Annotated in this window: 15 protein-coding genes; 5 read left to right on the forward strand and 10 right to left on the reverse strand. The window is 65.5% G+C overall.

What is annotated here, in order from left to right:
- Positions 1–259: 259 nt before the first annotated feature.
- From DYQ94_RS20360 to DYQ94_RS20370, 3 genes are read right to left on the reverse strand one after another with little or no spacing between them, the layout of a single operon-like run.
- Positions 260–3,430 carry a multidrug efflux RND transporter permease subunit gene (locus DYQ94_RS20360; RefSeq protein ID WP_065031636.1) on the reverse strand — a complete coding sequence of 1,057 codons (3,171 nt, stop codon included), beginning with the start codon at positions 3,428–3,430 and terminating at the stop codon, positions 260–262.
- 12 nt (positions 3,431–3,442) lie between these two features.
- Positions 3,443–4,750, reverse strand: coding sequence for an efflux RND transporter periplasmic adaptor subunit (locus DYQ94_RS20365; RefSeq protein WP_039522021.1), 1,308 nt, complete (start codon positions 4,748–4,750; stop codon positions 3,443–3,445).
- A gap of 14 nt (positions 4,751–4,764) precedes the next feature.
- Positions 4,765–5,424, reverse strand: a complete 660-nt coding sequence (locus tag DYQ94_RS20370) for a TetR/AcrR family transcriptional regulator (RefSeq protein ID WP_024940186.1) — start codon at positions 5,422–5,424, stop codon at positions 4,765–4,767.
- Between the two features lie 289 nt (positions 5,425–5,713).
- Here DYQ94_RS20370 and DYQ94_RS20375 point away from each other — a divergent pair, with 289 nt between their 5' ends.
- Positions 5,714–10,723 (forward strand): NAD-glutamate dehydrogenase, encoded by a 5,010-nt coding sequence (locus tag DYQ94_RS20375; protein ID WP_126966036.1) that lies wholly within the window; start codon positions 5,714–5,716, stop codon positions 10,721–10,723.
- Positions 10,724–11,777: 1,054 nt separating this feature from the next.
- On the opposite strand, the gene DYQ94_RS20380 is transcribed toward DYQ94_RS20375, so the two are convergent.
- The 3 genes from DYQ94_RS20380 to DYQ94_RS20390 all read right to left on the reverse strand — a co-directional run bounded on the left by DYQ94_RS20380 (position 11,778) and on the right by DYQ94_RS20390 (position 14,926).
- Positions 11,778–12,920: an NADP-dependent oxidoreductase gene (locus DYQ94_RS20380; protein ID WP_345776753.1), complete on the reverse strand. Its 1,143-nt coding sequence runs from the start codon at positions 12,918–12,920 to the stop codon at positions 11,778–11,780.
- Between the two features lie 86 nt (positions 12,921–13,006).
- Positions 13,007–13,795: an SDR family NAD(P)-dependent oxidoreductase gene (locus DYQ94_RS20385; RefSeq protein ID WP_126966038.1), complete on the reverse strand. Its 789-nt coding sequence runs from the start codon at positions 13,793–13,795 to the stop codon at positions 13,007–13,009.
- A gap of 48 nt (positions 13,796–13,843) precedes the next feature.
- Positions 13,844–14,926 (reverse strand): alkene reductase, encoded by a 1,083-nt coding sequence (locus DYQ94_RS20390; protein ID WP_104576086.1) that lies wholly within the window; start codon positions 14,924–14,926, stop codon positions 13,844–13,846.
- 131 nt (positions 14,927–15,057) lie between these two features.
- On the opposite strand from DYQ94_RS20390, the gene DYQ94_RS20395 reads away from it, so the two are divergent.
- From DYQ94_RS20395 to DYQ94_RS20410, 4 genes are all read left to right on the forward strand, one after another.
- The gene (locus DYQ94_RS20395; protein ID WP_024940190.1) at positions 15,058–15,633 is read left to right on the forward strand and encodes a TetR/AcrR family transcriptional regulator; all 576 of its coding nucleotides are present in this window, start codon (positions 15,058–15,060) and stop codon (positions 15,631–15,633) included.
- Between the two features lie 140 nt (positions 15,634–15,773).
- On the forward strand, positions 15,774–16,628 hold the full coding sequence (locus tag DYQ94_RS20400; RefSeq protein WP_065031628.1) for an oxidoreductase: 855 nt from the start codon (positions 15,774–15,776) through the stop codon (positions 16,626–16,628).
- 180 nt (positions 16,629–16,808) lie between these two features.
- On the forward strand, positions 16,809–17,165 hold the full coding sequence (locus tag DYQ94_RS20405) for an MDR/zinc-dependent alcohol dehydrogenase-like family protein (protein ID WP_104576090.1): 357 nt from the start codon (positions 16,809–16,811) through the stop codon (positions 17,163–17,165).
- Complete coding sequence (locus DYQ94_RS20410) at positions 17,162–17,584, forward strand: hypothetical protein (protein WP_160954585.1); 423 nt, start codon at positions 17,162–17,164, stop codon at positions 17,582–17,584. Before DYQ94_RS20405 ends, DYQ94_RS20410 begins: the two co-directional genes overlap by 4 nt.
- A 194-nt stretch (positions 17,585–17,778) precedes the next feature.
- Here the strand turns inward: DYQ94_RS20410 and DYQ94_RS20415 are convergent, their stop codons facing one another.
- The 4 genes from DYQ94_RS20415 to DYQ94_RS20430 form a co-directional block, all read right to left on the reverse strand.
- Positions 17,779–19,215, reverse strand: coding sequence for a DHA2 family efflux MFS transporter permease subunit (locus DYQ94_RS20415; protein WP_054593009.1), 1,437 nt, complete (start codon positions 19,213–19,215; stop codon positions 17,779–17,781).
- Between the two features lie 318 nt (positions 19,216–19,533).
- Complete coding sequence (locus tag DYQ94_RS20420; protein ID WP_046343123.1) at positions 19,534–20,526, reverse strand: HD-GYP domain-containing protein; 993 nt, start codon at positions 20,524–20,526, stop codon at positions 19,534–19,536.
- Positions 20,527–20,557: 31 nt separating this feature from the next.
- Positions 20,558–24,652: a CHASE domain-containing hybrid sensor histidine kinase/response regulator gene (locus DYQ94_RS20425; protein ID WP_126966042.1), complete on the reverse strand. Its 4,095-nt coding sequence runs from the start codon at positions 24,650–24,652 to the stop codon at positions 20,558–20,560.
- A gap of 152 nt (positions 24,653–24,804) precedes the next feature.
- Positions 24,805–26,109 (reverse strand): DUF445 domain-containing protein, encoded by a 1,305-nt coding sequence (locus DYQ94_RS20430; RefSeq protein ID WP_024940197.1) that lies wholly within the window; start codon positions 26,107–26,109, stop codon positions 24,805–24,807.
- Positions 26,110–26,393 lie beyond the last annotated feature (284 nt).

A 26,393-nucleotide genomic window follows, 5' to 3' on the forward strand; every position in this document is an offset into this window, starting at 1 on the left:
GACGGGCGTTACCGGTGAGGCCTATCGCGCCCAGGTGCGCTCCTACGACGGCATGGCGGTTGTCGCGGATCGCGCTGCGCGGGTCCTGTCGAAGCACGCCATGTCACCAATCCCTGCCACTCCGTAGGAGCGCACCCGGGCGCGACGGGCGTTCCCGGTAAGGCCTATCGCGCCCAGGTGCGCTCCTACGGGACATCAGAGGCGCGCAAAAAAAAGCCCCGGCACTGCCGGGGCTTTTCGTTCTGCGCCATGTCCGGGATCAGCGATCCGGACGATGTGGGCCCGAGTCGTTCTGCGCGAGCAGGTACTCCTTGGACTGTTCGTCCAGCTTGTCGCCCAGCATGCGGCGCACCACCACGAAGAACAGCGGAATGAAGATCACGCCGAGCACGGTGGCGAACACCATGCCGCCGATCACGCCTGTACCGATGGAGTGACGCGAGTTGGCGCCGGCACCGGTGGAGATGGCCAGCGGCAGCACGCCCAGGATGAACGCGAACGAGGTCATCAGGATTGGGCGGAAGCGCAGATGCGCCGCTTCCAGCGTCGCCTCGCGCAGCGTCTTGCCCGCCGCACGCTGCTCCACCGCGAACTCCACGATCAGGATCGCGTTCTTGGCCGCCAGGCCGATCACCGTGATCATGCCGATCTTGAAGTACAGATCGTTCGGCAGACCGCGCAGCATCGAGAAGGTGATCGCACCCAGCACGCCGATCGGCACCACCATCAGCACCGCCACCGGAATCGACCAGCTCTCGTAGAGCGCGGCCAGGCACAGGAACACCACCACCACCGACAACGCCAGCAACAGCGTGGCCGCATTACCGGCAATGATTTCCTGGTACGACATGCCGCTCCAGTCGAAACCGAAGCCCGGCGGCAGGTCGTTGTTGACGATCTCCTCCATTGCGGTCATCGCCTGGCCGGAGCTGCCGCCCGGCGCCGGGTTGCCGACGATATTCACCGCCGAATAGCCGTTGTAGCGGTTCAGTGCCGGCGAGGCGTAGGTCCAGTCGGCCTTGACCACATTGCTCAGCGGAATCATCCCCGGCTGACCATCGGCACCGGTGGCTGTGGCGCTGGGGCTGAAGAAGCTGCGCAGCGACTCCGGGCCGGTACGGAACTGGTCGTCGGCACGGATGTTGACGCGCTTGATGCGGCCTTCGGAAAAGTAGTCGTTGATGTAGACAGGCGCCAGCATCAGCTGGATCGAGCTGTAGACGTCGCTGACGTCCAGGCCCATCGACTGCGCCTGCACACGGTCCACGTGCAGCTGCAGCTGCGGCGCGTCTTCCAGCCCGTTCGGGCGCACGCCCACCATGGTGTCCTGCTTTTCCGCCGCCTTGCCCAGCACGATGTTGCGCGCCTGGGTCAAAGCTTGCTGGCCTGCGCCGGAGCGGTCCTGCAGCCACATGTCGAAGCCGCCGAACTGGCCCAGGCCCTGCACGGTGGGCAGGTTGACCACGAAGATCTGCGCGCCCTTGATGCCGTAGAAGGCGCCGTTGAGCTGCTGAATCAACTGCTCGGCAGTGACGTCACGCTCTTCCCACGGCTTGAGCCGGATGAAGCCCATGCCGACGTTTTCGCCCGAACCCAGGAAGCTGAAGCCGGCGATCTGCAGCATGCCTTCCACGGCCGGCTGCTTCTCCAGCACCGCACGCATCTGCGCGAAGGCCTCGTTGGTGCGGATCTTGGTCGCGCCCGGCGGCAGCTGCACGATGGCCACCGCAAAGCCCTGGTCTTCCTCCGGCAGGAAGCTGCCCGGCATGCGGGTGAACAGGAAGCCGCACAGCACCACCAGCACCACGAACACGATCATCCACGGCGGCGAGCGCTTGAGGGTGTGGCCGACCACGCCGACATAGCGATGCGCCAGCTTGTCGTAGTACTTGTCGAAGGTGCGGTAGATCCAGTTCTTCTTGGTCGAATGGGTCGACTTGAGGAACGCGCCGCACAGCGCCGGGGTGAAGCTCAGCGCCAGGAACGCGGAGAACCCCATCGACATGGCGATGGTCAAGGCGAACTGCTTGTAGATCGCGCCCGAAGCGCCCGGTTGCAGCGAGGAGGGGATGAACACCGCTGCCAGCACCACGGTGATGGCCACCACCGCGCCGGTGATCTGGGTCATCGCCTTCTGCGTGGCCGCCTTCGGCTCCAGGTGTTCCTCGCTCATGATGCGTTCGACGTTCTCGATCACCACGATCGCGTCATCGACCACGATGCCGATCGCCAGCACCATCGCAAACAGCGTCAGCTGGTTGATGGTGAAGCCGATCATGTACATGCCGAAGAACGTGCCCAGCAGCGCGACCGGAATCACCAGCGTGGGGATCACGGTGGCGCGGAAGTTCTGCAGGAACAGCAGCATCACCAGGAACACCAGCACGATGGCTTCCACCAGCGTATGGATCACTTCCTCGATGGAGATGCGCACGAAGGTGGTCGATTCGTACGGCGCAAACCAGGTCACGCCCTGCGGGAAGGTCGGCTGCAGCTCGTCGAGCTTGGCACCGACCGCCTCGGACACGTTCAGGGCGTTGGCGCCCGGCAACAGCTGGATACCGAAGGCGCCGGTGGGCTTGCCGTTGTACTGGGTGTCGAAGCCGTAGTTGCTCGGCCCCACGGTAACCCGTGCGACGTCCTTCAACCGCACCGTGGCACCGTTGTTGTCGGTGCGCAGGATGATGTTCTCGAACTGGTCCGGCGAGCTGAAGCGGCCCTCGGCCGAGACCGTGGCGGTGAAGCTGATGCCTTCCGGGGTCGGGTCGGCGCCCACCGAACCGGCAGCGAACTGCACGTTCTGGTTGCGCACCGCGGTCAGCACCTGGGTGGCCGACAGGTTGTAGCCCTGCAGCTTCTCCGGGTTCAACCAGATGTTCATCGCGTACTCGGCGCCGAACTGGTTGGTGCTGCCCACGCCGGGCACGCGCGAGATCTGCTCGAGCACGCGCGAGCCGACGATGTCGTTGAGCGCGTCGCGGTTGATCGACGGATTGTCCGAGCGCAACGCGGCCACCATCAGGAAGCCGGCGTTGGCCTTGGCCACCACCACACCCTGCTGGGTGACTTCCGAGGGCAGGCGCGGCGTGGCCAGCGACACCTTGTTCTGCACCTGCACCTGCGCGATATCCGCGTCGGTGCCGGTTTCGAAGGTCAGCGTGATGGTCACGCGGCCGTTGGCGGCCGAGGACGAGTTGAAGTACAGCAGGTGGTCGATACCGGTGAGCTGCTGCTCGATGACCTGGGTCACCGCTTTTTCGGCGGTATCGGCGCTGGCGCCGGGGAAGTTGGCGGTAACGGTGACCTGCGGCGGGGCGATCGTGGGGTACGACTCGATACCCAGATTCAGGATCGAGATCACGCCCGCAAGCGAGATCAGGATCGCCACCACCCAGGCAAAGACAGGGTGTTCGATGAAAAACTTAGGCATGTCCGGGTTCCGTTACTGCTGCTTGGACTGGGAGTCGGCCGGCTGCGCCGCAGCGTCCGGCTTGGACTGTTCCTGCGCGGCCGGTGCCGCTGCATCGGCCTTGTCGGCCGCCGGTGCGGCCTGCGCGCCGCCGCCCTGGGCAGCGGCGGGAGCCGCGCCCGGTGCGCCGGGCTGGCCGCCCTGCGCCGGCTTGTTCGGATCCCACGGCACGCCCTTGGCCGGCTGGCCTTCCTTCGCCTTCTGCACGCCATCGACGATCACCTGGTCGCCCGGGGTCATGCCGGCGGTGACGATCCACTGGCCCTTCTGCTGGCCATCGACGGTGAGATTCTTGCGTGCCACCTTGCCGTCCTTGCCCAGCACCAGCGCATAGGCGCCGGTGGCATCGCGCTGCACGGCCTGCTGCGGCAGCAGATAGGCATTGTTGCGCTGGCCAAGGCTGGCCTTGAAGGTCACGAACGCGCCCGGCAGCAGCGCCTGCTCTGGATTGGGCAGGGTCGCGCGCAGCGACACCGCACCGGTGCTCGGGTCCACCGTCACCGCCGACACATCCAGCGTACCCGGGTGCGGGTACTGCGTGCCGTTGCCCAGTTCCACGTTGATGGTGGACTTGCCGTCGCCGCTGAGCTGCACGTTGCCGCTGCTCTGGGCCTGGCGCAGGGCGGCGAGCTCTTCGCTGCTCATCGCAAAGTTCACATACAGCGGGTCGATCTGGTCGACCGTGGTCAGCAGGGTCGCCTCACCCGAGCCCACCAGCGCACCTTCGGTCACGCGCTGGATGCCGGCGCGGCCGGTGATCGGCGAGGTGACGCTGGCAAAGCCGAGCTGGATGCGGGCGGACTGGACCTGGCCGCGTGCCTGCTGCACGTTGGCGCTGGAGGAGCGCTCGGTGGCTTCGGCATTGTCGATGTCAGCACGCGACACATACTGCTGCGGGGCCAGGCTGCGCGCGCGCTTGGCGGCGACCTGGGCATTGGCGTAGGTCGCCTCGGCGGCGGCCAGCTGGCCTTGCGCCTGCAGCAGCGTGGCCTTCAGCGGCGCCGGGTCGATCTCGAACAGCGGCTGGCCTTCCTTGACGTCGGTGCCTTCGGTGTACAGGCGCTTGAGCAGCACGCCGTCCACGCGCGCGCGCACGTCGGCCGAGCGGAATGCCGACAGCCGGCCGACCAGGTCGCGTTCCAGCGGCAGGGTCTGCGGCTTCATTTCCAGCACCGACACTTCCGGCGGCGGCGGCGCCTGCTGTTGTTCGGGCTTGCTGCAGGCAGCCAGCGCCAGGGTGATGGCACAGGCCAGGCCGAATGTGCGGAGCGGGGCGATCATCAGGAGGAACTCCGTTAGGGTCTTGAAGTGAGAAAGGAAAGCGGGGACAGCGAAGGCGTGGCAGCGACCGCGGCAAATGCGCGCAGGAAGGTGTCGACAGCGAATTGCGCCCACTGCTGCCTGGCGGGAAGGCCGGCGCGGTGGGGAACCTGAAAGCGTTGCCGGTCGAAATCCAGACCGACGATCATGCTCAACAGCAGTTCGGCCATACAGTGCGGATCGTCATGGCGCAGCTGGCCGGCCTGCATCGCCTGCTCGAAGCGCTGCGCCAGGCGCTGCTGCATGCCGACGACCCCGTCCTGGAAGATCTGCTGCGACTGATCGGGGAACCGGTGCGATTCGGCTTCCACCAACCGGCAGGTCTGTAACACATCCGGGCGGTTCAGGCGGTCAAGGTGGGCCAGCGCGAAGGCCAGCAGATCCTCGCGCAACTCGCCCGAGGCGGTGCCCAGCGGCACCGTGGCCAGGTGCACATGGTCCTGGAGCACATCGCGCAGCAGGTTTTCTTTACAACCGTAATAACTATAGAGCGTCTGCTTGGAGCAGCCGGCGCGCTCGGCCACCGCGTCCATGCTCAGCCGCATGCCGCGCTCGGCAAGCAGCGTATGCACAGCCGCATGGATGCGGCGATCGCAGTCCGAGCGCCGGGCAGCACGGTGGGAACGGGGGGTCATGGCGGTAGACTATACCGTCCAGTTTAGTTTTTAAACAGGCTTGACGGTCGCAGTTCTGTCTGCGCAACGCCTTGTGGCCCAAGCGCCCGGCCGGACTTTGCCGGTTGTGGCGGTCTGGCGGCTGGCCATGCAGGCGCCAATCCGGCGCCGCTGCAGGAATTACAGTCGGGTAGTGCTTTTGCGCCTCACCGAGGGCGGGCGCCCGACCAGGATTTTGCGCTATGCAGCAAGGCGTCTTCATCCGGCGCCGGTACAATTCAGGTTTTCCACCGAGCATCCCAGCGCTCTCATGACAGCCAAGAAAGCTGCTTCGAAATCGTCCACGACGTCGGTCAAACCGGTCGCCGACCATGCCGTCCCCGTGCTTGCCACCGCGCCGCAGGCGGTCACCCTGGAGCCGGTGTTTGCCGCGTTGCGCAAGCGCTACCCGGCCGCCCGCCAGTCCGAGGTGCAGCTGTTCGCCGCCGACTTCTACCGGCGCATGGAAGAGGACGAGTTCCCCAACCACCCGGCCGAACAGTGGGCGGCCCTGGCGGCGGACATGCTGGAATTTGCGCGCACGCGCAAGCCCGGCACGGTCAACGTGCGGGTGTTCAACCCGACCCTGAAGAGCCACGGTTACGAATCGCCGCACACGCTGCTGCAGATCGTCAACGACGACATGCCGTTCCTGGTGGACTCGGTGAGCATGACGCTGTCGGACCTGGGCATCGGCGTGCACGTGCTCGGCCACCCGGTGCTGCGCATCGCGCGCGACAAGGCCGGCAAGCTGACCGCGGTGGGCGAGGGCAAGAGCGAATCGCTGATGGTGCTGGAGATCGACCGCCAGCCTGCCGAGGACATGCCCAAAGTGGAAGCGGCGGTGCGCAAGGTGCTGGGCGAGGTGCGCGCGATCGTGCACGACTGGGCGTCGATGCGCGAAAAGATGGTGATGCTGGCCGACGACCTGGCCACCCGCCGCCTGCCGATGGACGACATCAGCCGCCACGAGGCGCAGGAGTTCCTGCGCTGGGCGGCGGCCGATCATTTCACCTTCTTCGGCTATCGCGAGTACCGCGTGGAGAAGCAGGACGGCCAGGACGTGCTGGCGCCGGTGGAAGAAACCGGCCTGGGCCTGATGCGCGGCCGCGACACCTCACCGGCGCGCCCGGTGACCACGCTGGCGGCGCACGGCCTGAACACCTCGGCCAAGCTCAAGGATGCGCTGATCCTGACCAAGACCAATGCGCGCTCGCGCGTGCATCGGGTCGGCTACATGGATTACATCGGCATCCTGGAATTCGATGCCAAGGGCCGCATCGTCGGCGAGCAGCGCTTCCTGGGCCTGTTCACCTCCAGCGCCTACAACCGCCGCCCGTGGGAAATCCCGCTGGTGCGCCAGCGCCACGAATACGTGATGAGCAAGTCGGGGCTGACCCCGAGCAGCCACAGCGGCAAGGCGCTGCGGCACATCCTCGAGACGCTGCCGCGCGAGGAGCTGTTCCAGTCCAACGAGGAAGAGCTGTATCGCACCGCGATCGGCATCCTCGGCCTGCAGGAGCGCGTGCGCAGCCGCATGTTCCTGCGCCGCGACAAGTACAGCCGCTTCATCTCCGCGCTGGTGTACATCCCGCGCGAACGCTTCAACACCGATGTGCGGCTGCGCATCGAGGCCTTGCTCAAGGACGCGCTGCACGGCGAATACATCGATTCCAGCGTGGTGCTGGGCGAGTCGCCGCTGGCGCAGCTGCACCTGATCGTGCGGCCCAAGAGTGGCGAGGCGCTGGAATTCAACACCACCGAACTCGAGGCGCGGCTTGCGCATCTGCTGCGCAACTGGCGCGATGCCCTGCGCGAGGCGCTGGTGGCGCGGCATGGCGAGGTCAATGGCCTGCGCATGGCCGCCAACTTCGGGCGTGCGCTGCCGGCCGGCTATATCGAGGACTCGTCGATCGAATCGGCGGTGTCCGACGTCGAGCATCTGGCCGCACTGGACGGCCCGGACGATCTGCACCTGAGCCTGCAGGAGATCCGTCGCGACGACGGCGTGCGGCTGGACGCCGGCGAAGGCCTGCGCCTGAAGCTGTATCGCCAGCTCGACGACATCCCGTTGTCCGACGCGATGCCGATGATGGAGAACATGGGCCTGCGGGTGATCTCCGAGCGGCCGTACCGGCTGCAGGTCGGCGAGACGCCGGTCTACATCCAGGATTTCGAGGTCGAATCGACCTCCGGCAAGATCAACGCTGCCAATGCCGACGCCGGTTTCGGCGAAGCCTTCGAGCGGATCTGGAGCGGCGATGCCGAAAACGACGGCTTCAACCGCCTGATTCTGGCCGCCGGCCTGCACTGGCGCCAGGTCGCGCTGCTGCGTGGCTACTGCAAGTATCTGCTGCAGACTGCGGTGCCGTTCTCGCAGGCCTATGTCGAGGCGACGTTCACCCGTTACCCGCTGCTGGCGCGCCTGCTGGTGGAACTGTTCGAAGCGCGCTTCGATCCGGCCACCGGCAGCGAGACCAAGGCGCAGATCTTCGCCGGGCAGGAACGCCTGCGCGAGGAACTGTCGGTGCTGGCCGGTGACGACGAGGCCACGCTCAAGGCCCTGGAGCCGGTGTTGCAGGCGCGCGGAAGCGACCGCGATGCGCAGCAGGAAGCCACGCGCGCCACGCTGCTGAAGCTGATGGATCGCGTCTCCAGCCTGGACGAGGATCGCATCCTGCGCAGCTTCATCGGTGTGATTGACGCCACGCTGCGCACCAACTATTACCAGACCGACAAGAGCGGCAAGCACGGCCACTGCATCAGCTTCAAGCTGGATTCTTCGATTGTGCCGGACCTGCCCAAGCCGCGCCCGTACCGCGAGATCTTCGTCTACAGCCCGCGGGTGGAAGGCGTGCACCTGCGCTTTGGCGCGGTGGCGCGCGGCGGCCTGCGCTGGTCGGACCGGCGCGAGGATTTCCGCACCGAGGTGCTGGGCCTGGTCAAGGCGCAGATGGTCAAGAACACCGTCATCGTGCCGGTCGGCGCCAAGGGCGGTTTCTACGTCAAGCGCTCGCCGGTCGGCGGCGACCGCGATGCGATCCAGGCCGAAGGCATCGCCTGCTACAAGCTGTTCATCCAGAGCCTGCTCGACATCACCGACAACATCGTCGGCGGCAAGATCGTGCCGCCGCCGCAGGTGGTGCGTCACGACCAGGATGATCCGTACCTGGTGGTCGCGGCCGACAAGGGCACCGCCACGTTCTCCGACATCGCCAACGGGCTGGCGCTGGACCACGGCTTCTGGCTGGGCGATGCGTTCGCTTCCGGCGGTTCGGTCGGTTACGACCACAAGGGCATGGGCATCACCGCGCGCGGTGCGTGGGAGTCGGTCAAGCGCCACTTCCGTGCGATGGGGCGCGACTGCCAGAGCCAGGACTTCAGCGTGGTCGGCATCGGCGACATGTCTGGCGACGTGTTCGGCAACGGCATGCTGTTGTCGCGGCATATCCGCCTGCTGGCCGCGTTCGATCACCGGCATATCTTCCTGGATCCCAATCCGGATGCCGCTGCCTCGTTCGCCGAGCGCGAGCGCCTGTTCAAGCTGCCGCGTTCCAGCTGGGCCGACTACGAGGCCAAGCTGATCAGCGCCGGCGGCGGCATCTATCCGCGCACGCTCAAGTCCATCGACATCAGCGCGCCCGTGCGCGAGGTCCTGGGCTTGGAATCCAACGTCAAGCAGCTCTCGCCCAACGAGCTGATGAACGCCATCCTCAAGGCCCCGGTGGACCTGTTCTGGAATGGCGGCATCGGCACCTACGTCAAGGCGTCCAGCGAGTCGCACGCCGATGTGGGCGACCGCGCCAACAACGGCCTGCGCGTCAACGGCGGCGAGCTGCGCTGCAAGGTGGTGGGCGAGGGTGGCAACCTGGGCCTGACCCAGCTCGGCCGCATCGAGGCCGCGCAGGCCGGGGTGCTGCTCAACACCGACTTCATCGACAACTCGGCCGGCGTGGACACCTCCGATCACGAGGTGAACATCAAGATCCTGCTCAACGACATGGTGCAGGCCAAGAAGCTCACCTACGACGCGCGCAACACGCTGCTCGCGTCGATGACCGACGAAGTGGCCGACCTGGTGTTGTGGGACAACTACCGCCAGAACCAGGCGATCAGCCTGATGGAGCGGATGAGCGTCAAACGTCTCGGCTCCAAGCAGCACTTCATCCGCACGCTGGAATTGCAGGGCCTGCTCGATCGGCAGATCGAGTTCCTGCCGTCCGATGCCGAACTGTCCGCACGCAAGGCTCGCGGGCAGGGCTTGTCGCGCCCGGAGCTGTCGGTGCTGCTGTCGTACTCCAAGCTGGTGGCATTCCAGCAGCTGCTGGAATCGGATATTCCCGAAGATCCGTATCTGTCCAAGGAATTGCAGCGCTACTTCCCGCAGCCGCTGCAGAAAAAGTACGCCGATGCGATGGAGCGTCACCGCCTCAAGCGCGAGATCATCGCCACCGCGGTGACCAACACCACCATCAACCGCATGGGCGCCACCTTCCTGATGCGCATGCAGGAAGACACCGGCCGCAGCATCGCCGAGGTCGCCAAGGCCTACACCATCAGCCGCGAAACGCTGGATGCACGCGCGCTGTGGACGCAGATCGACGCATTGGACGGCAAGGTACCCGAGTCGGTGCAGATCGATGCGCTGGAAGTGATCTGGCGCCTGCAGCGCTCGTTCGTGCGTTGGCTGCTGTTGCGTCCGGGCCAGATGCCGGGCATCACCGCGGCGGTGGAGCGTTACCACGGCCCGTTCAACGACATCCGTGTCGCCTCCGGTGTGCTCTCCGATACGCAGCGCCCGCAGTACGAAGCCAGCGTGCAGGAATGGCAGGACAAGGGCCTACCGCCGCAGTTGGCGCAGCAGTTGTCCGAGCTACGCTATCTGGAATCGGCCTTCGACATCATCGAAACCGCGCGCACCCGCAAGCTCAAGCCGGTGGACGTGTCCAAGGTGCATTTCCGCCTGGGCGAAGCGCTGCGTTTGCCGTGGTTGTTTGAGCAGATCGACGCGCTGGAGGTCAACGGCCGCTGGCACGCGGTGGCACGTGGTGTACTGCGCGACGAGCTGGCCGCGCATCAACGCGCACTGGTGGCGCAGGTGCTGACCCTGCCCGGCAGCAGCGCCGAGGACAAGGTGGCCAATTGGCTGGCACGCGACGATTCCAGCCTGCGCTTCACCCTGGCCATGCTCGCCGATGTGGCCGAGCAGAAGACCCTGGACTACCCGACCGTATCGGTCGCAGTGCAGCGTCTCGGGCAACTGGCGGCACACGGCTTGTAAGGACGTGCCAAAGCGCGATGGCGGAGCTGAGAATCCGTCATCGTGCTTCTCTACTAATTGCAATTGCTTCCAGCAAATAGTCTGCCCGTGGGCGTAATGCTGTTCACTTTAAGAAAAAACGGCGCTTTCGTGTCTCAGGGAAGCGCTGTTTTCATTGGGTTTGGCGACGTTATTCAGCCGCAAAACGCTCGATCAAGCGCTTAAGTGAACAGAATTATGCCCGTGGGCGGCCTTTTTTATCGTGTTTCAACGTTCACCAATTCACCATTAGAAAAGCGTTGGCGGAAGATTGTTTTATAAGTGCTATATATCGCCCGTAAATATATTTAAAATTTAAAAGACAATATTTTAATATATGGTAATGTATAAAAGCATTGTTCATGTCCTGTTAATTTATTCGGGCAATACTTGAGTTGCGGCAAAAGACATTCATGGAGAACTTATGCAATGTATATCCGCATTCGCTGCCAAGTTGTTATTTGTCACGTCTATTGCTTTCCCACTAGTAGGTTTCGGTCAGGAAAATCGTGCCCGAACATCGATAACCAGCGAAACTACTTATGCAGCAGGTTCGCGTGAAGCAAAACAGATTGCGCAGTGGCTATCAGCAGCACCGGGGGCGGGGACGTCGTTTGATTCGAATGTTACGTTTTCCGGAAACATCACAGTACGCCTTTCAAGCACCGATAGCGGCGCAATTCGCCCACTTCAAGAGGCTCCACCTGTCCCACTTCCGGCAGGCGGTTCTAATGGTCAAACATTCGGAGTGTCGAGCTGCGGGGGCGGTATTGCTAGAACGTGGACATATACGTGGCAGTCGGGTCCTAATGGCAGCGGTGGCGGCTGGGTACTGACCTCCTACACGTACAATCGAACAAGAAGTTGTGGCGTAGATGGAGCTTGAGGTCGACGGTTGACTGGTGACGTTTAAAAATAATCCACCGAGGGTGGATTATTTTTGGCTTGAAGCGATGCAAAGAAGTTGATTTCTGTTTTTCAGATTTTCTGTCGCCGTTTCGATTTTATGTCGCATTTTTCTCGGGTATGCGCTTTATTATTTATTGATCTTCACCACTACCTTGCCCTTGGCACGGCCCTGCGCAAGATACTCGAGCGCTTCCTTGGCTTGCTCGAACGCAAACACCTTGTCGATGACCGGGCGAATGCGTTCGGCTTCGAGCAGTTCGCCGATTTTGGCCAGTTGCGTGCCATTGGGGCGTACGAACAGGAACGAGTAGGCGACGTTGTGCTTGTTCGCTAGACGGATGATCTTGCGGCTCATCATGGCGAAGACGAATTGCAGCACCACATTCAACCGGCGTGCGCGGGCAAAGGCTGCATCCAGCGGCCCGACCAGCGACACGATCCTGCCGCCGGGCTTGAGGATGGCGAGCGATTTTTCGATCGTATCGCCCCGCATCGTGCCAAGCGCGATGTCGTAGCCGCGCAGCACGGTCTCGAAGTCCTGTTGCCTGTAGTCGATCACCTCGTCTGCGCCAAGGCTGTTCACCAGCGCGACATTGCCGGTGCTGGTGGTGGTGCCGACGGTGGCGCCGAGGTGTTTTGCCAGCTGGATCGCGATGGTGCCGATACCGCCGGAACCGGCTGGAATGAACACTTTCTGGCCGGGCTGCAGGTCGGCACGTTCCTTCAGGGCCTGCCAGGACGTGAGCGCGACCATCGGCAGCGATGCCGCCTGCACAAAATCCAGATTGGCCGGCTTCAGCGCTGCGGCGCTTTCCGGTACCGCGACATACTCGGCGATGGTGCCGCGGCCAAGATCGAACACGCTGGCAAAAATCGCATCGCCCCGCTTGAAGCGGGTGACGCGGCTGCCGACGTCGATGACGATCCCGGCCACGTCGCTGCCCAGCGTGGCGGGCAGCTCGAACTTCACCACAGGTTTGAAGATGCCGGTGGGAATCATGTTGTCGATCGGGTTCACGCCAGCGGCGTGCACCTCGACCAGCAGTTCGTCGGGCTGCAGCGTCGGGCGGGCGCGCTCGCTGAAGCCGATGTCGGGAGATTTGCCATAGCGTTTGAAGGTGAGCGCTTTCATCTGGTTCGGGTCCACTGCTGTCGTTGTCTGGATGCGTGGCCGGGCACGATGCGATCCCCGGCCGCCTTCACCTGTGCGCTGGCAATTCCGTGCCTGCAGCCTGATCGCCATGAGGGCGGTTTGCACCGACGCATCCATGCAGCAGCGCGAATGCGCGACGCCTCAGCGCAGGCCCGCAGCGCTCACCCTGGCAAGCGCTGCGGGCGGTTGCGCCGCCGGGCCGGTCAGGCCGCCGGCTGATAGCGCTCGGCGGCGGTGGCCTGGCGGATGTCAGACAGCAGCCCCTGGCGCGCGCCATCCAGTGCGTCCCAACGTTCGGCCACGTGCAGCGGCGGGATGGTGACCAGTTCGCGGCGATCAAAACCAACCAGCGCGGCATCGACCAGTTCGCCCACGTCCATCAGATCGCTGAGCGTGTTGACGTCGATACCGGCACGCCCCCAGATCTCGGTGCGCGTACCGGCCGGCAACACGGCCTGCACATACACGCCCTTGGAGCCCAGCTCCAGGTGCAGCCCCTGCGACAGGAACAGTACGAAGGCCTTGGTGGCGCCATAGACGCTCATGCCGAATTCGGGAGCGAAGCCCACCACCGAGCCGAGGTTGATGATCGCGCCGCTGCCGGACTGCGCAAAGCGCGGCGCAACCGCGGCAGACAGGCGGGTCAACGCGGTGACATTGAGCGCCAGCAGGCGGTCGATTGCCTCGGCGTTCTGCTGCAGGATGCCGCCGGACTGCGCCATGCCGGCGTTGTTGATCAGGACGCCGATTTGCGCGTCGTCGCGCAGGCGGGCTTCCACTGCGGTCAGGTCGGCGGGCTGGGTCAGGTCGGCCTGCAGCACGTCGACGTTGACGCCATGTGCAGCGTGCAGACGCGCCGCCAGCGCATCCAGGCGGGCCTTGTCGCGTGCGACCAGCACCAGGTTGTGGCCACGTTGCGCAAAGCGCTCGGCGTAGACGGCGCCGATACCGGTGGAGGCGCCAGTGATGAGGACAGCGGGAAGTGTGGACATGCAGAATTCCTTGATGACAGTGGATGAAAGACGCCAGGCGAGACAGCCTCAGCCGGCGAGGGACGGGTAGTCGATATAGCCTTCGGCGCCACCGCCGTAGAGCGTGGCCGGATTCAACGGCGCCAGCGCTGCGCCGGTGTGCAGACGTTCGACAAGATCGGGGTTGCTGATGAACGGGCGGCCGAAGGCGACCAGGTCGACGTTGCCTGCGCGCAACTGGGCGTTGGCCAGTTCCAGGTCGTAGCCGTTGTTGGCCAGATAGGTACGGGTGAACTTGCTGCGCAGCGCGGCATAGTCGAACGGGGCCGCGTCACGCGGGCCGCCGGTCGCACCTTCGACCACGTGCAGGTAGACGATGCCCAGCGCATCGAGCTGCTCGGCGATGTAGTCGTAGTGCGGCTGCGGATCGCTGCCGGAAATGCCGCTTGCCGGCGACACCGGCGAGATGCGCACGCCGGTGCGATCGGCGCCGATCTGCTTGCTCACTGCAGCGACCACCTCCAGCAACAGGCGCGCGCGGTTTTCGATCGAGCCGCCGTAGGCATCGGTGCGCTGGTTGGCGCCGTCCTTGATGAACTGCTCCAGCAGGTAGCCGTTGGCGCCATGGATTTCGACGCCATCGAAGCCGGCGGCAATCGCATTGGCCGCTGCCTGGCGGAAGTCGTCGACGATGCCCGGCAGTTCGTGCAGCGCAAGGGCGCGTGGTTCGGAGACATCGGCAAAACCGTTGTTGACGAACACCTTGGTCGCCGCGCGGATCGCCGACGGCGCAACCGGTGCGGCGCCGCCCGGCTGCAGGTCGACATGCGACACCCGGCCCACATGCCACAGCTGCACGAAGATGCGCCCACCCTTGGCATGCACGGCGTCGGTGACCGCACGCCAGCCGGCGATCTGCTCGGGCGTGTACAGGCCGGGGGTGTCCTGATAGCCCTGGGCCTGCGGCGAGACCTGGGTGGCCTCGGTGATCAGCAGGCCGGCCGAGGCGCGCTGGGCGTAGTAGGTGGCCGCCAGTGCGCTCGGCACCAGGCCGGCGCCCGCACGGTTGCGGGTCAGCGGGGCCATCACGATGCGGTTGGCCAGCGTCAGCGCGCCCAGTGCATAGGGTTCGAACAGCGAAGGGTGGGTCATTGGCGGTGCTCGGAATCAGTGGTTGACAAAGATTACGATCAAAATCTAAAGTGTCAACACTTTGATGACGAATGACATCAAAGTAAGCTGCCGCTCTTCCCAGTCCCGCACAAGCACGGAGTGTCCCAACGATGAAAGTGACCAAGGCACAGGCGCAGGCAAACCGGGCGCACGTCGTCGAGACGGCCTCGGTGCTGTTTCGCGAGCGCGGTTACGAAGGGATCGGCATCGCCGATCTGATGGCCGCTGCAGGGTTCACCCACGGCGGCTTCTACAAGCAGTTCCGCTCCAAGGCGGATCTGATGGCCGAATCGGCGGCCTGCGGCCTGGCCAACATCGCCGCGCAGACCGAGCACGTGGACAAGGCGGATTTCGTGAACTTCTATCTGTCGCGCGGACATCGCGACAGCCTTGCCACCGGTTGCACGATGGCGGCGCTGGGCGCCGATGCCGCGCGCCAGCCGGAGGAAGTGCGCGAGGCGTTTGCCACCGGGGTCGAAAACCTGTTGGCCTCGCTCGACCGCAGCGGCGCTGCGCCCGGCACCGCCGAGGCAGCAGCGGAGCGCGCCAGCAACCTGGACATGATGGCGCACGCTATCGGCGCCATCGTGCTGTCGCGGTCGTGCCCGAACGATTCGCCACTGGCCGACGAAATCATCGCGGTGTGTCGCGACCAGATCCTGTCGTCGTTGCAGGCATCCAACTAACCGACAGGCGTGCATCCGCCACACACGTGGTCGAGCTTTCACCGGTAGGACTGCGTTTTTAGCCAAGCCATCGCTTCCCAGTCGCGGCGTGATCGTCAATCGACTGCCGCCCTGTCACTCACTGCACTCAAGGAAATCCAATGACAAGCAAACCCCCTGTTGCGCTGGTGACCGGCGCCTCCTCCGGCATCGGCGAAGCAACTGCCAACGCGCTGGCTGCCGCCGGTTATACGGTGTACGGCACCAGCCGTCGCGGCGCGCAGTCCGGGCAGCGCGCCTTTACGCTGCTGGCGCTGGATGTGACCAGCGACGAATCGGTCGACGCCGCGATCCAGGAGCTGCTGCGACGGGAAGGGCGCATCGACCTGCTGGTCAATAACGCCGGTTTCGGTGTGTCTCCTGCCGCTGCGGAGGAAAGCTCGATCGAGCAGGCCAAGGCCATCCTCGACACCAACTTCCTCGGTGTCGTGCGCATGACGCGCGCAGTGGTGCCGCAGATGCGCCGCCAGGGCAGTGGCCGCATCATCAACATCGGCTCGATCATCGGGCTGGTGCCCACGCCGTATGCGGCGCTGTACGCGGCCAGCAAGCACGCGGTGGAGGGTTACTCCGAAGCGGTGGACCACGAGCTGCGCAGCTACGGAATCCGGGTCACGGTAATCGAGCCGGCCTACACCAAAACCCAGTTCGAGGCGAACACTCTCGCCCCGGATGCGCCACTGGAAAACTACCGTCAGGTGCGCACCCAGGTCGGCCAGGTGGTGGCGCAGGCAATGGCAAGCGCGGACGAGCCCTCTGTCGTCGCCGACGTGGTGGTGAAGGCGGCGCGCGCCCAGCAGCCCAAGGTGCGCTACACCGCGGGCAAGATCGCCGGACAGCTGCAGTTCCTGCGGCGGTTTGCGCCGGCGGGCGTGTTCCAGGCGCTGATTCGCAAGAACCTGCAGCTCGATGCGAAGACGCCGTCCGAGACCACGACGCCATCCCACGCCGGATAAGCCCGGCCGACAAACCACTGCAAGTGCCGGTCCTGGCGGTGAGCGCAACAGGTTTCAGCTGCGCCGCGCCGGGTTGCACCGCTGCACAAACGAGCTGCAGCGACTGCAGTGTGCATGCCGTTATCGATGCGTCGGTGGTGACGCGGTCGCGCGCGGCCTTGACCCCAACAGGAGAAGGCAATGACCTTCGATGCAGTGCTTGCCGCTCAGACCAGCGAGCCGGTGGTTACCAGGCTGGTCCGGTTCAACGAAGACGCGTTGATGCCGGGCGAGGTGAGGGTTGCTGTCGAGAATTCGACCGGCAACTGCCACCACGCGATGGCGGTGGCGGTGGCGGTGAGCAGAGCTGGCCCGATCATTCGCCATCTTCCGCTGATTCCTGGCGTCGATCTTGCCGGTGTGGTCCAGGCGTCCCGCGATGCCGGCATTGCGGTTGCAGACCGGTTGCTGGTCGATGGCCGGGGATTGCATCAGCCCCACTCTGGCGGCGAGGCGCGGAAGGTGCAGGGGCGCACGGTCGTGGAGGTGAACGCATGAGCGCGCCGACTGCATCGCGCGCATTTCGCTACCTGGCCACGCTGTCGGCGTTGTCGTTCTTCGCGTTGGGCGCGGCCTGGCTGCTGGCACCTGCGGCCATGCTGGCCAATTGGGGCGTGGCCTTCGACAGCGACGCGCTGGGCGTGCTCGGCCGACGCGCCGCACCGCTGTATGCGGCCATCGGCGTCATGCTGCTGCTGGTGCGAACGGCGCCACCGTCGCCAGGGCGCCGTGCCGTGGTTGCGGGCTTTGTCACCGCGTGTTTGTTGCTGGCAGTGCTGGGCGTGGCGGAGTGGGTGGCCGGGCATGTCAACGCCGGCATCTTCGCGGCAGTCGCGATCGAGATCGGCTTTCCGCTGGCGTTCCTGCTGGTGGCGCGTGCCGAGGCCGCGTCGCGGCAAAACGACAAGGCGCGATGATGGCAGGCATGGCGGCACCTGTGGGGTGCTGTCATGCGAGTTGGCGGACATGACACGTTGCAAGACTGGTCAACCAATCAGTGCGAGCAGTTGGCAATTGGATGAGGATGTCGCATGGAACCCGCAGTTGCCGGGGCGGTGCACGCAGATTCCAGTCACGGCTATGTAGCTGCGCCGGCTACGCAGCCTTGCGGTCAGCCGCTCGAAGCCCGGTGCCCGCTCATTTCCTGCCCGGCATCCTTGTCGAAACGCACATGCCACCAGGTGGCGCTGAGCGAAATCAGGCTGACCACGCAGAACGCCAGCGAAAAATCGCGTTGCGCAGGCTGGGTGTGATCGCCGGCCAGCATCGCCAGCTTGAGGATCATTGCGCCGGCGCATACGCCGACCGAGAGCATCAGTTGCTGCAAGGTGGTGTACAGGCTGCTGGCGCGGCTCATGCGCGATGCGGGCACGTTTTCGTAGGCGATGGTGTTGTAGGCGGCGAACTGGAACGACATGAACGCGCCGCAGCACAGCAGCAGACCGAACATCAGCGCCGGCGGCCAGTCGGGCCGGAACAACGCACACACCATGTAGCCCAGGCTGGCGAGCACACCGTTGCCGATCAGGCTGTTGCGATAGCCGAAGCGGCGCAGCAACTGCGGGGTGATGCTGCGCATCAGCAGTGCACCGAGCGCGGTGGCCAGGATCAGGCGCCCGCTGTGTGCGGCACTCATGCCGAAGCCGATCTGGAACAGCAGCGGCAGCAGGAATGGATGCGCGCCCTGGGTGATGCGCATCAGCGCACCGCCGATCACCGACAAGCGGAACGAATCGATCCGCAGCAGGCTCAGGTCCAGCAGCGGAGCGGGGTGGTGGCGTGCATGCCACAGATATCCCAGCGCAGCGCTGCCGCCGATGGCCAGCAGCCAGCTCGCGGTGCCGATGCCATCCTGCTGGCTGACCATTTCCAGGCCGAACAACAGGCAGCCCAACGCGGTGCCGCACAGCACGAAACCGCGCAGGTCGAAACGTGCCGGCGCCGATTCGGTGGGAATTTCCGGAATGAAACGGCGCACCAGCAAAAAGCCGGCAATGCCGATCGGCACGTTGATGTAGAAGATCCAGCGCCAGTCCAGATACGAGACGAAAAATCCACCCAGCGGCGGGCCCAGCATCGGGCCGATGAAGGCCGGCACCAGCGTCCAGGCCATGGCCGACACCAGGTGACGGCGCTCCACCGTGCGCAGCAGGATCAGCCGGCCGAGCGGGGCCATCATCGCGCCGCCGGCGCCTTGCAGTACGCGCGCGGCGACCATGGTGGGCAGGCTGTCGGCCAGCGAACACAGGATCGAGCCGCCGACGAACACCCAGATCGATGCGCCGAACACCCGGCGCAGGCCGAAGCGGTCGGCGATCGCGCCGCTGGCGGGAATCAGCACCGCCAGCGCCAGCAGGTAGCTGGTCATGGCGATGCTCATCGCCGGCGCGGCAACGCCGAAGTCGCGCGCCAGGGTCGGCAGCGCGGTCGCCAGCACGGTGGCGTCCATCTGCTCCATGAAGATGGCGCAGGCCAGGATCAGCGAGATGATGCGGTAATCGGGATAACGCGGCGGCGTGACGCCGGCCTCGGACACGCTGGAGGACATCGGACTCTCGGTTGCGGGGCCGCATCGATGGCGCGCAGATGGCGACCGGACCGGCCCGCGTCGCACGGTGTTGTGCGGCGCAACATGGCTATTGTCCGCCCGTGCGAAGCGGTGTTCAAGCACGCGCCAGGCAACACTGCGTACGCATCACAGGGCCGATAACACCACCAGCCCACCTGAGAGAGCCGTACAGCTCGCAAGACGGGTGCGAATGCCTTGTGCCAACTCACCCGATCGGCCCACAAACTGCTCAGCCCGTCCAGCCCTCGCGCTCCCCGCTCCTCGATTCCCCAATCCCGATTCCCCAATCCCCGCTCTTCAGGTCCCCGGCGCCGCGCTATCCCAGGCATCCATGATCTGCAGGACCTGCGGCAACGCCTCGCGAAATTGCTGCACCAGGCGCGGTTCCAGTTGCTTGCCTGCCATGCTGTCGAGCTTGCGCATCGCATCGTCCACCGTCCACGGCGCCTTGTAGGCGCGCCGCCCGCACAGCGCGTCGAACACGTCGGCCACCGCCACGATGCGCGCCGATTCGGGAATGGCCTCGCCGGCCAGGCCGTTGGGATAGCCGCTGCCGTCCCAGCATTCGTGGTGATGCAGCGCGATTTCCGCAGCAAGCTGAAACACCGGCCCGCGCCCGTGCCGCAGCAGGTCGTGGCCGACCTGCGGGTGCTGGCGCACCACGGTGCGTTCGTGTTCGTCCAATGCACCGGGCTTGTGCAGGATGTTGCCGGGCACCGCGATCTTGCCGGCGTCGTGCAGGGGCGCGGCATCCTGCAGCAGCTGCGCCCGTTGCGCCGGCCAGCCGACCTGCTCGGCCAGCACCTGCGCATAGGCGGCCATGCGCCAGATATGCGCGCCGGTGTCGGCATCCTGACCTTGCCCGGCGGTCCCGAGCAGATGGATCGCATCCCGATAGTGCTGCGCCAGGCGCGCGCTTTCGGCCAGCTTCAACTGGGTGGCGATGCGCGCCTTGAGCAGGGCGGGCGAGTAGGGCTTGCTGACGTAATCGGCCGCGCCCGCTTCCAGTCCGGTACGTTCGTCGTGCTCGCTGCTGCGCGAGGTCACGAACAGGATCGGGATGGCCGTGCTGGCGGGCTGCTGCTTGAGCGTGCGCGCCACCGCATAGCCGTCCATGTCGGGCAGCTCGACATCCAGCAGGATCAACGCCGGCGTGTGGCGGAGCACCGCCTCCAGCGCTTCGCCGCCGGACTTGGCGAACACCAGCGGAAAATCGTCGCGCAGCAGCTGGCGCAGGGTGGCCAGGTTGCTGGATTCATCGTCGACACACAGCAGGGGACGATGCGGCATGGAGGCTCCTTGCCACCGGCGTGGTGAGCGGTCAGCGCAGGTGAGTGGCTTGCCAGTCGCGCAAGGTGGCCTCGGCGCGACGGAAGTCGAAATCTTCCACCGCACGCTGCAGTGCTTCCTGCAGGTTGCGCGGCAGATGCGGCGCGCAGATCAGCAGCGCGTGGTCGATCCTGTCGGCATCGTCGCTGCCCAGGGCCGCTTCCAGGATCTGCACGCTGTCCGCGTCCAGCGCGGCATCGTCATCGCCTGCTTCCGCGTCGCTGTCGCCGTGTTGCAGGAAGGCATGGACCGCCGCGGCGGTACGCTGCATGGTGTCCTTGAGTGCGAGCAGTGCCGAGGTGATGTCGTGGCCCTGCTCGATGCGGGTTTCCAGGTCGCTGGCGGCACCGGCCAGGGCCGGCAATGCCAGCGACCCGGCCGCGCCGCGCAGCTTGTGCGCCAGCGCACCGATCGCCGGCAGCTCGTTGCGGCGCAGATGCTCGGCTGCGGCCTCGGCCGGGTCGGGGTTGTCGCGCAGCAGTTTGAGCAGATAGCGCTCGTACGGTTCGCGCTCGCGCCACAGGCTGCGTGCACGCGCCGCATCCAGCACCTCCGGGTCGGCGTGTTCCCACTCGGGGCCGCCCTGCACAGCGGCCTCGTGCGGCAGCGACGGGATGCGCCGTACACCCGGCTGCAGGAAGTGGCGGATGGCGGTGACCAGTTCCTCCACATTGAACGGCTTGGCGATGAAACCGTTCATGCCCGCTTCCAGCGCTTTCTCCTGTTGTGGGCGAAAGGCGCCGGCAGTCAGCGCGATCACCGGCAGGCTGGCCAGCGCGGGGATCTGCCGCAGCCGCCGCGTGGCTTCATAGCCATCGACCACCGGCATCTGCACATCCATCAACACCAGCTGGAACAGCTCCGGCGCGCGCCGCAGCGTGTTGATGGCCTGTTCGCCGTCGTGGGCGACCGTGACCATGGCGCCTTCGCCTTCGAGAATGCGCTGCGCCACTTCGCAGTTGATTTCGCTGTCGTCCACCAGCAGCAGATGCGCGCCTTCCAGCCGACGCGCCACGAAGGTGGGCGCCACCGGCCGCGCGCCGGGGCGTTCGTGGACCAGTTGCTCCACCAGCCGGTGCAGCGCCGCGCTGGTCACCGGCTTGGTCATCACCGCATCCAGGTCCTGTTGCTCGGGATGCTGCTCCAGCAGCCGGCGCTCGTAGGCGGTGACCATGACGATCACCGGATGCGGGCCGGGCACGGCGCGTGCGCGGATCTGCCGCGCGATCGCCACGCCGTCGATATCGGGCATGCGCCAGTCGAGCAGGAAGATGTCGTAGGGCTCGCTGGCCTGCTCGATCGCCTGCAGGGCGGCCTGGCCGCTGGCGACCGCATCCACCCGCCAGCCGAGTTCGCTGGCGATGCGCACCAGGTTGTTGAGCGCCGCATCGTGGTCGTCAGCGATCAACACCCGCGGCATCGCTTCCGGCGGCAGCGCCGGCAGGTCGCGCTGTGCCAGCGGCGGGGCGGATTTTTCCAGCGTCACCACGAAGTAGAACTCGCTGCCGCGGCCGGGCACGCTTTCCACTTCCAGCTCGCCGCCCATCAATTCGATCAGGCGCCGGCTGATGGTCAGGCCCAGGCCGCTGCCGCCGTAGCGCCGGCTGGTGGAGGTGTCGGCCTGCAGGAACGGCGAGAAGATCAGGCTCTGCTTTTCCTTGGAAATGCCGATGCCGGTGTCGCGCACCGAGAACAGCAGCTTGAGCTTGTTCGGATCGCCGCTGGGGAAGCGCCGCACCGACAGCACCACTTCGCCCTGCTCGGTGAACTTGATCGCGTTGCCGACCAGGTTGACCAGCACCTGGTTGATGCGCAGCGCATCGCCGAGCAACCAGCGGCAGTCGCGCGGCAGTGGCTCGACGATCATTTCCACCGGTTTGGTGCTGAGCGAGGAACGCATCAGGTCGGCGATGTTGTCGAACAGTTGATTGAGGTCGAACGGTGCGCGTTCCAGATCGATGCGCCCGGCCTCGATCTTGGAGAAGTCCAGGATGTCGTTGATGATCTCCAGCAGCGAGCGCGCGGAGCGGTCGATCTTGGTCACCATGTCCTGCGCCGCACCGGGCAGTTCGCTGCGCTGGAGCAGGTACAGCATGCCCAGGATCGCGTTCATCGGGGTGCGGATCTCGTGGCTCATGTTGGCCAGGAAATCGGACTTGGACTGGTTGGCGCTCTTGGCCGCATCCATCGCCAGGCGCAGTTGTTTCTCGTGCAGTTTCTGCTCGGTCAGGTCCACCGCCATGCCCAGGTAACCGATCACCTGGTCGTTATCGTCGCGCAGGGTGCTCAGGGTCAGCAGCACCGGCAGGCGGCGGCCTTCGTGGCTGACGTAGGTCCATTCGCTGGTGTCGCTGCGGCCCAGGCTGGTCAGCGCGGCGATTGCCTCCAGCGTATGCGCCACCGGGGCGCCGGTCTGCTCGGACAGCAGGTGCGCGCGCTCCTGCAGTTCCTCCTGCTCGATGAACTGGCCGGCCTTGCGGCGGCCGATCACCTCGTCGGCGTTGTAGCCCAGCAGTTTTTCCGCGGCGCGATTGAACAGCGTGACAAAGCCGCTGGAGTCGGTGGCGATGATGGCAAAGCCGGCGTGTGCCAGGATCGCCCGGTGCAGCGCGGAGAACTTCATCAATTCGCTGGTGCGTTCGGCGACCTGGTGTTCGAGCGATGCATTCAGGTCGACGATGCGCTGATGCGAACGCACCCGCTCGGAGATGTCGCGGAAGAAATGCGAGTGCCCGCTCAGGGTGGCATCGCGTTCGATGATCGGGGCCTTGCTGGCCAGCACATGGACCAGATGCCCATCGCGATGGCGCATGCTCAGCGCCGCCGAGGTATCGACCGAATGGTGCTCGTCGGCGTGCTCGATGTCGGGGATCGCATATGGCTGCGGCGACAGCAGCATCGTCAGGTTCTGGCCGATCGCCTCGTCCGCGCTGTAGCCGAACATCGCTTCGGCAGCGGGATTCCAGTGGGTGATGTGTCCGTCCGGAGTTTCGGCAACGATGGCCTCGCTGGAATGGCTGACCAGTGCCGCCAGCTCCATCTGTTTGCGCAGCACTTCCTCGCGCCGCAGGCCGTTGCTGAAATACAGCACCAGCAATGCCGCCAGCAGCACCGACACGCCCAGCACCAGGCCGCCGGTCAGCCATGGCGAGGTCTGGTTGAGCGAGGCCAGGAAGCTGGCGGTGGGGTGGGCGGTGATGATCCAGGTGCGGCCGTAGATCTGCAGCTGCTGGATCACCGGCGGGCGACGCGCGCTGTCGCTGGACGGCGTGCCGCTGCGAAAGAAGTTGTGGGTGGGCTCGTTGCGGTCGGACAGATCCAGCGCCACGTCGTCACGCTCGCCCAGGGTGCTTTCCACCATCTGTTCGACGCTGAAGGGCGCGTACACCCAGCCGCTGGTCGCGGCCATGCGCTGTTGCGGCGTCTGCAGCGGCATGCCCTCGCGATAGACCGCCAGCAGCACCAGGAATCCGCTCTCGCTGGGAATGCGATAACCGGACAGCGAGATCGGCGAGGTCATGATCGGCACGCCGCTGCGTGCGGCCTGCAGTGCCGCCGCGCGGCGACGCGGATCGGAGGCGATGTCCAGACCGATCGGACGGTTGCCCGAGGACTCCGGTTCGAAATACAGCACGATGTAACGCTCGCCGTCCCAGGGCGCCAGCGGCCGGCGCTTGATGTCCGGTGCACCGTCCGCGCGCGCGGCCTGCAGGAAGGCCTCTTCGTCGGCGGGCGCAACGCGATGGATGTAGCCGTAACCCAGTACGCCGGGGAACTCGCGCGTGTAATCGCGCGAGCGGCTGTACAAGGTGAAGCGGTCGCGACTGATGACATCCTTGCCGGCGCCGATCAAGGCACCGCGTGCGCCGCGCAACCCGTGTTCGAAGGTATACATGCGCTCGCTGATGTTGCGTGTCAGCGTGCGCACCACATAGTTGAAACGCTGCTCGCGCTCGAGCTCGTTATGTCGCTGTAGCGACAGGCCGGCGAGAATGGCGGCAATCAGACCTGTGGCGAGAATCAGCAGGGCACCGATCGATGCGCGGCGCCCGTATTTTCTGCGCAGATCCCAGCGGCCATTCGGCATTTCTGTTCCTTTGCCTTGCCTGTTGCGTGCCCGGTGTGCTGGCCGACGGCGAGGTCGGTCTCGTGGTGGCGCCTGACGATCATCAGAACCCGTGCAAACTCCCCGGCGTCCGCACGTGCTTCCGGTGGGCGATCAACGTCATTGCCAATGCATCAGAACGCCAGCCAGATCGATAATGCGTGAAGGGCAAGCCCGATCAGTCCGCCCACCAACGTTCCATTGAACCGAATGTATTGCAGATCGCGTCCGACACCCAATTCCAATTGTTCGACGAGGTGACGTTCGTCCCAACTTTTCATCGTCGACGCGATATGGTCGGTCACCGATGCGCGCAGACGCGTGGTGAGTTTGTCGGCGGCCTGCAACATGTGCTGGTTGAGCGCTTCGCGCAGCGAGGGATCCTGCGACAGGGCCTGGCCGAGCGATTGCATGGAGCGCTCCATGTGCGCGGCCATCGACGATTCTTCACGCGCCAGGTCGTTGCGCAGTGCATCGCGGATCTCGCCCCACAGGCCTTGCACGTAGTCCTGCAAGGCCGGATGTTCGATCACGCGTTGCTTGAGCTCCTCCACGCGCTCGGCCATTGCCGGCTCGTCGCGCAGGCGCGCGATGTAGCGTTGCAGCCACGCTTCGTAGTCGAGCCTGATCGGGTGCTCGGGGGTCTTCAGGATGTCCTGCAACTCCTCGATCGCCGCCCGCGCCATGCGGTCGGCCAGGCTGTCGCCGATCTCCTCGATCGGCTTGACCCAGTTCACCGTGCCGACCAGCTTGGGCCACTCGCGCCGCGCGTAGCGCACGATCAAGGCCGAGGCGCGCGTCTTGACCTGCTCCTGATCCAGCCACTCGCCCAGGCGCAGCAGCACCTCGTCCAGCAATTTCTGATGCCGGCCGTCGGTGGTGAGCAGTGCCATCACATCGCCGACGGTGGCGGCTGCATTCCATTTGCGCAGACGGTCGACCACGAAGCGCTGGATCGCGCGGCGCACCGCGGCCTCGTCCAGCAGTTCCAGCGCCTGCAGCATCCAGCTGCGCGCCATCTGCGCGAGCATGCGCGCCTGTTCGGGTTTGGCCAGCCATTCGCCGAGGCGGCTGGCCGGGTCGAACACGCGCAGTTTGTCCATCAACGCCTCGGGGGCGAGGAACTGGTCGCGCACGAATACCGCCAGGCCGTCGGCCAGACGGTCCTTGCCGCGCGGCAGGATGGCGGTGTGCGGAATCGGCAGGCCCATCGGGCGGCGGAACAAGGCCACTACCGCGAACCAGTCGGCCAGTGCGCCGACCGTGGCCGCTTCGCAGAAGGCCGAGACCCAGGCCCAGACGCCTTGTTCGCCCATCAGGTGGCTGACGACGAAGCCGGCGAACATGGCCAGCAGCAGGGCCACCGCCAACAGCTTCATGCGCTGCAGCTGGGCACGACGGGGATCGACGGGGCGGGGAGTGCTGACGCTTGGTTCCATCTGCGCAGTGTACCCAGTCGCCGGAGCACGGCATGTCCACAGCCGGGCGTGACGGCGCGGTAGGAGCGGGCCTGAGCGCGATGGGGTTACCGGGAAGGCCATGTCGCGCCCGGGTGCGCTCCTACGGGTAATTGCAGCGATCGCGGTAGTAGCCGATCGGTCCTGTAGGAGCGCGCCTGAGCGCGACGGCGTTACCGGGAATGCCATGTCGCGCCCGGGTGCGCTCCTACGGGTGGTTGCAGCGATCGCGGTAGTAGCCGATCGGTTTGTAGGAGCGCGCCTGA

The organism is Xanthomonas sp. LMG 8993 (assembly GCF_009835065.2).
Lineage (GTDB): Bacteria > Pseudomonadota > Gammaproteobacteria > Xanthomonadales > Xanthomonadaceae > Xanthomonas > Xanthomonas arboricola.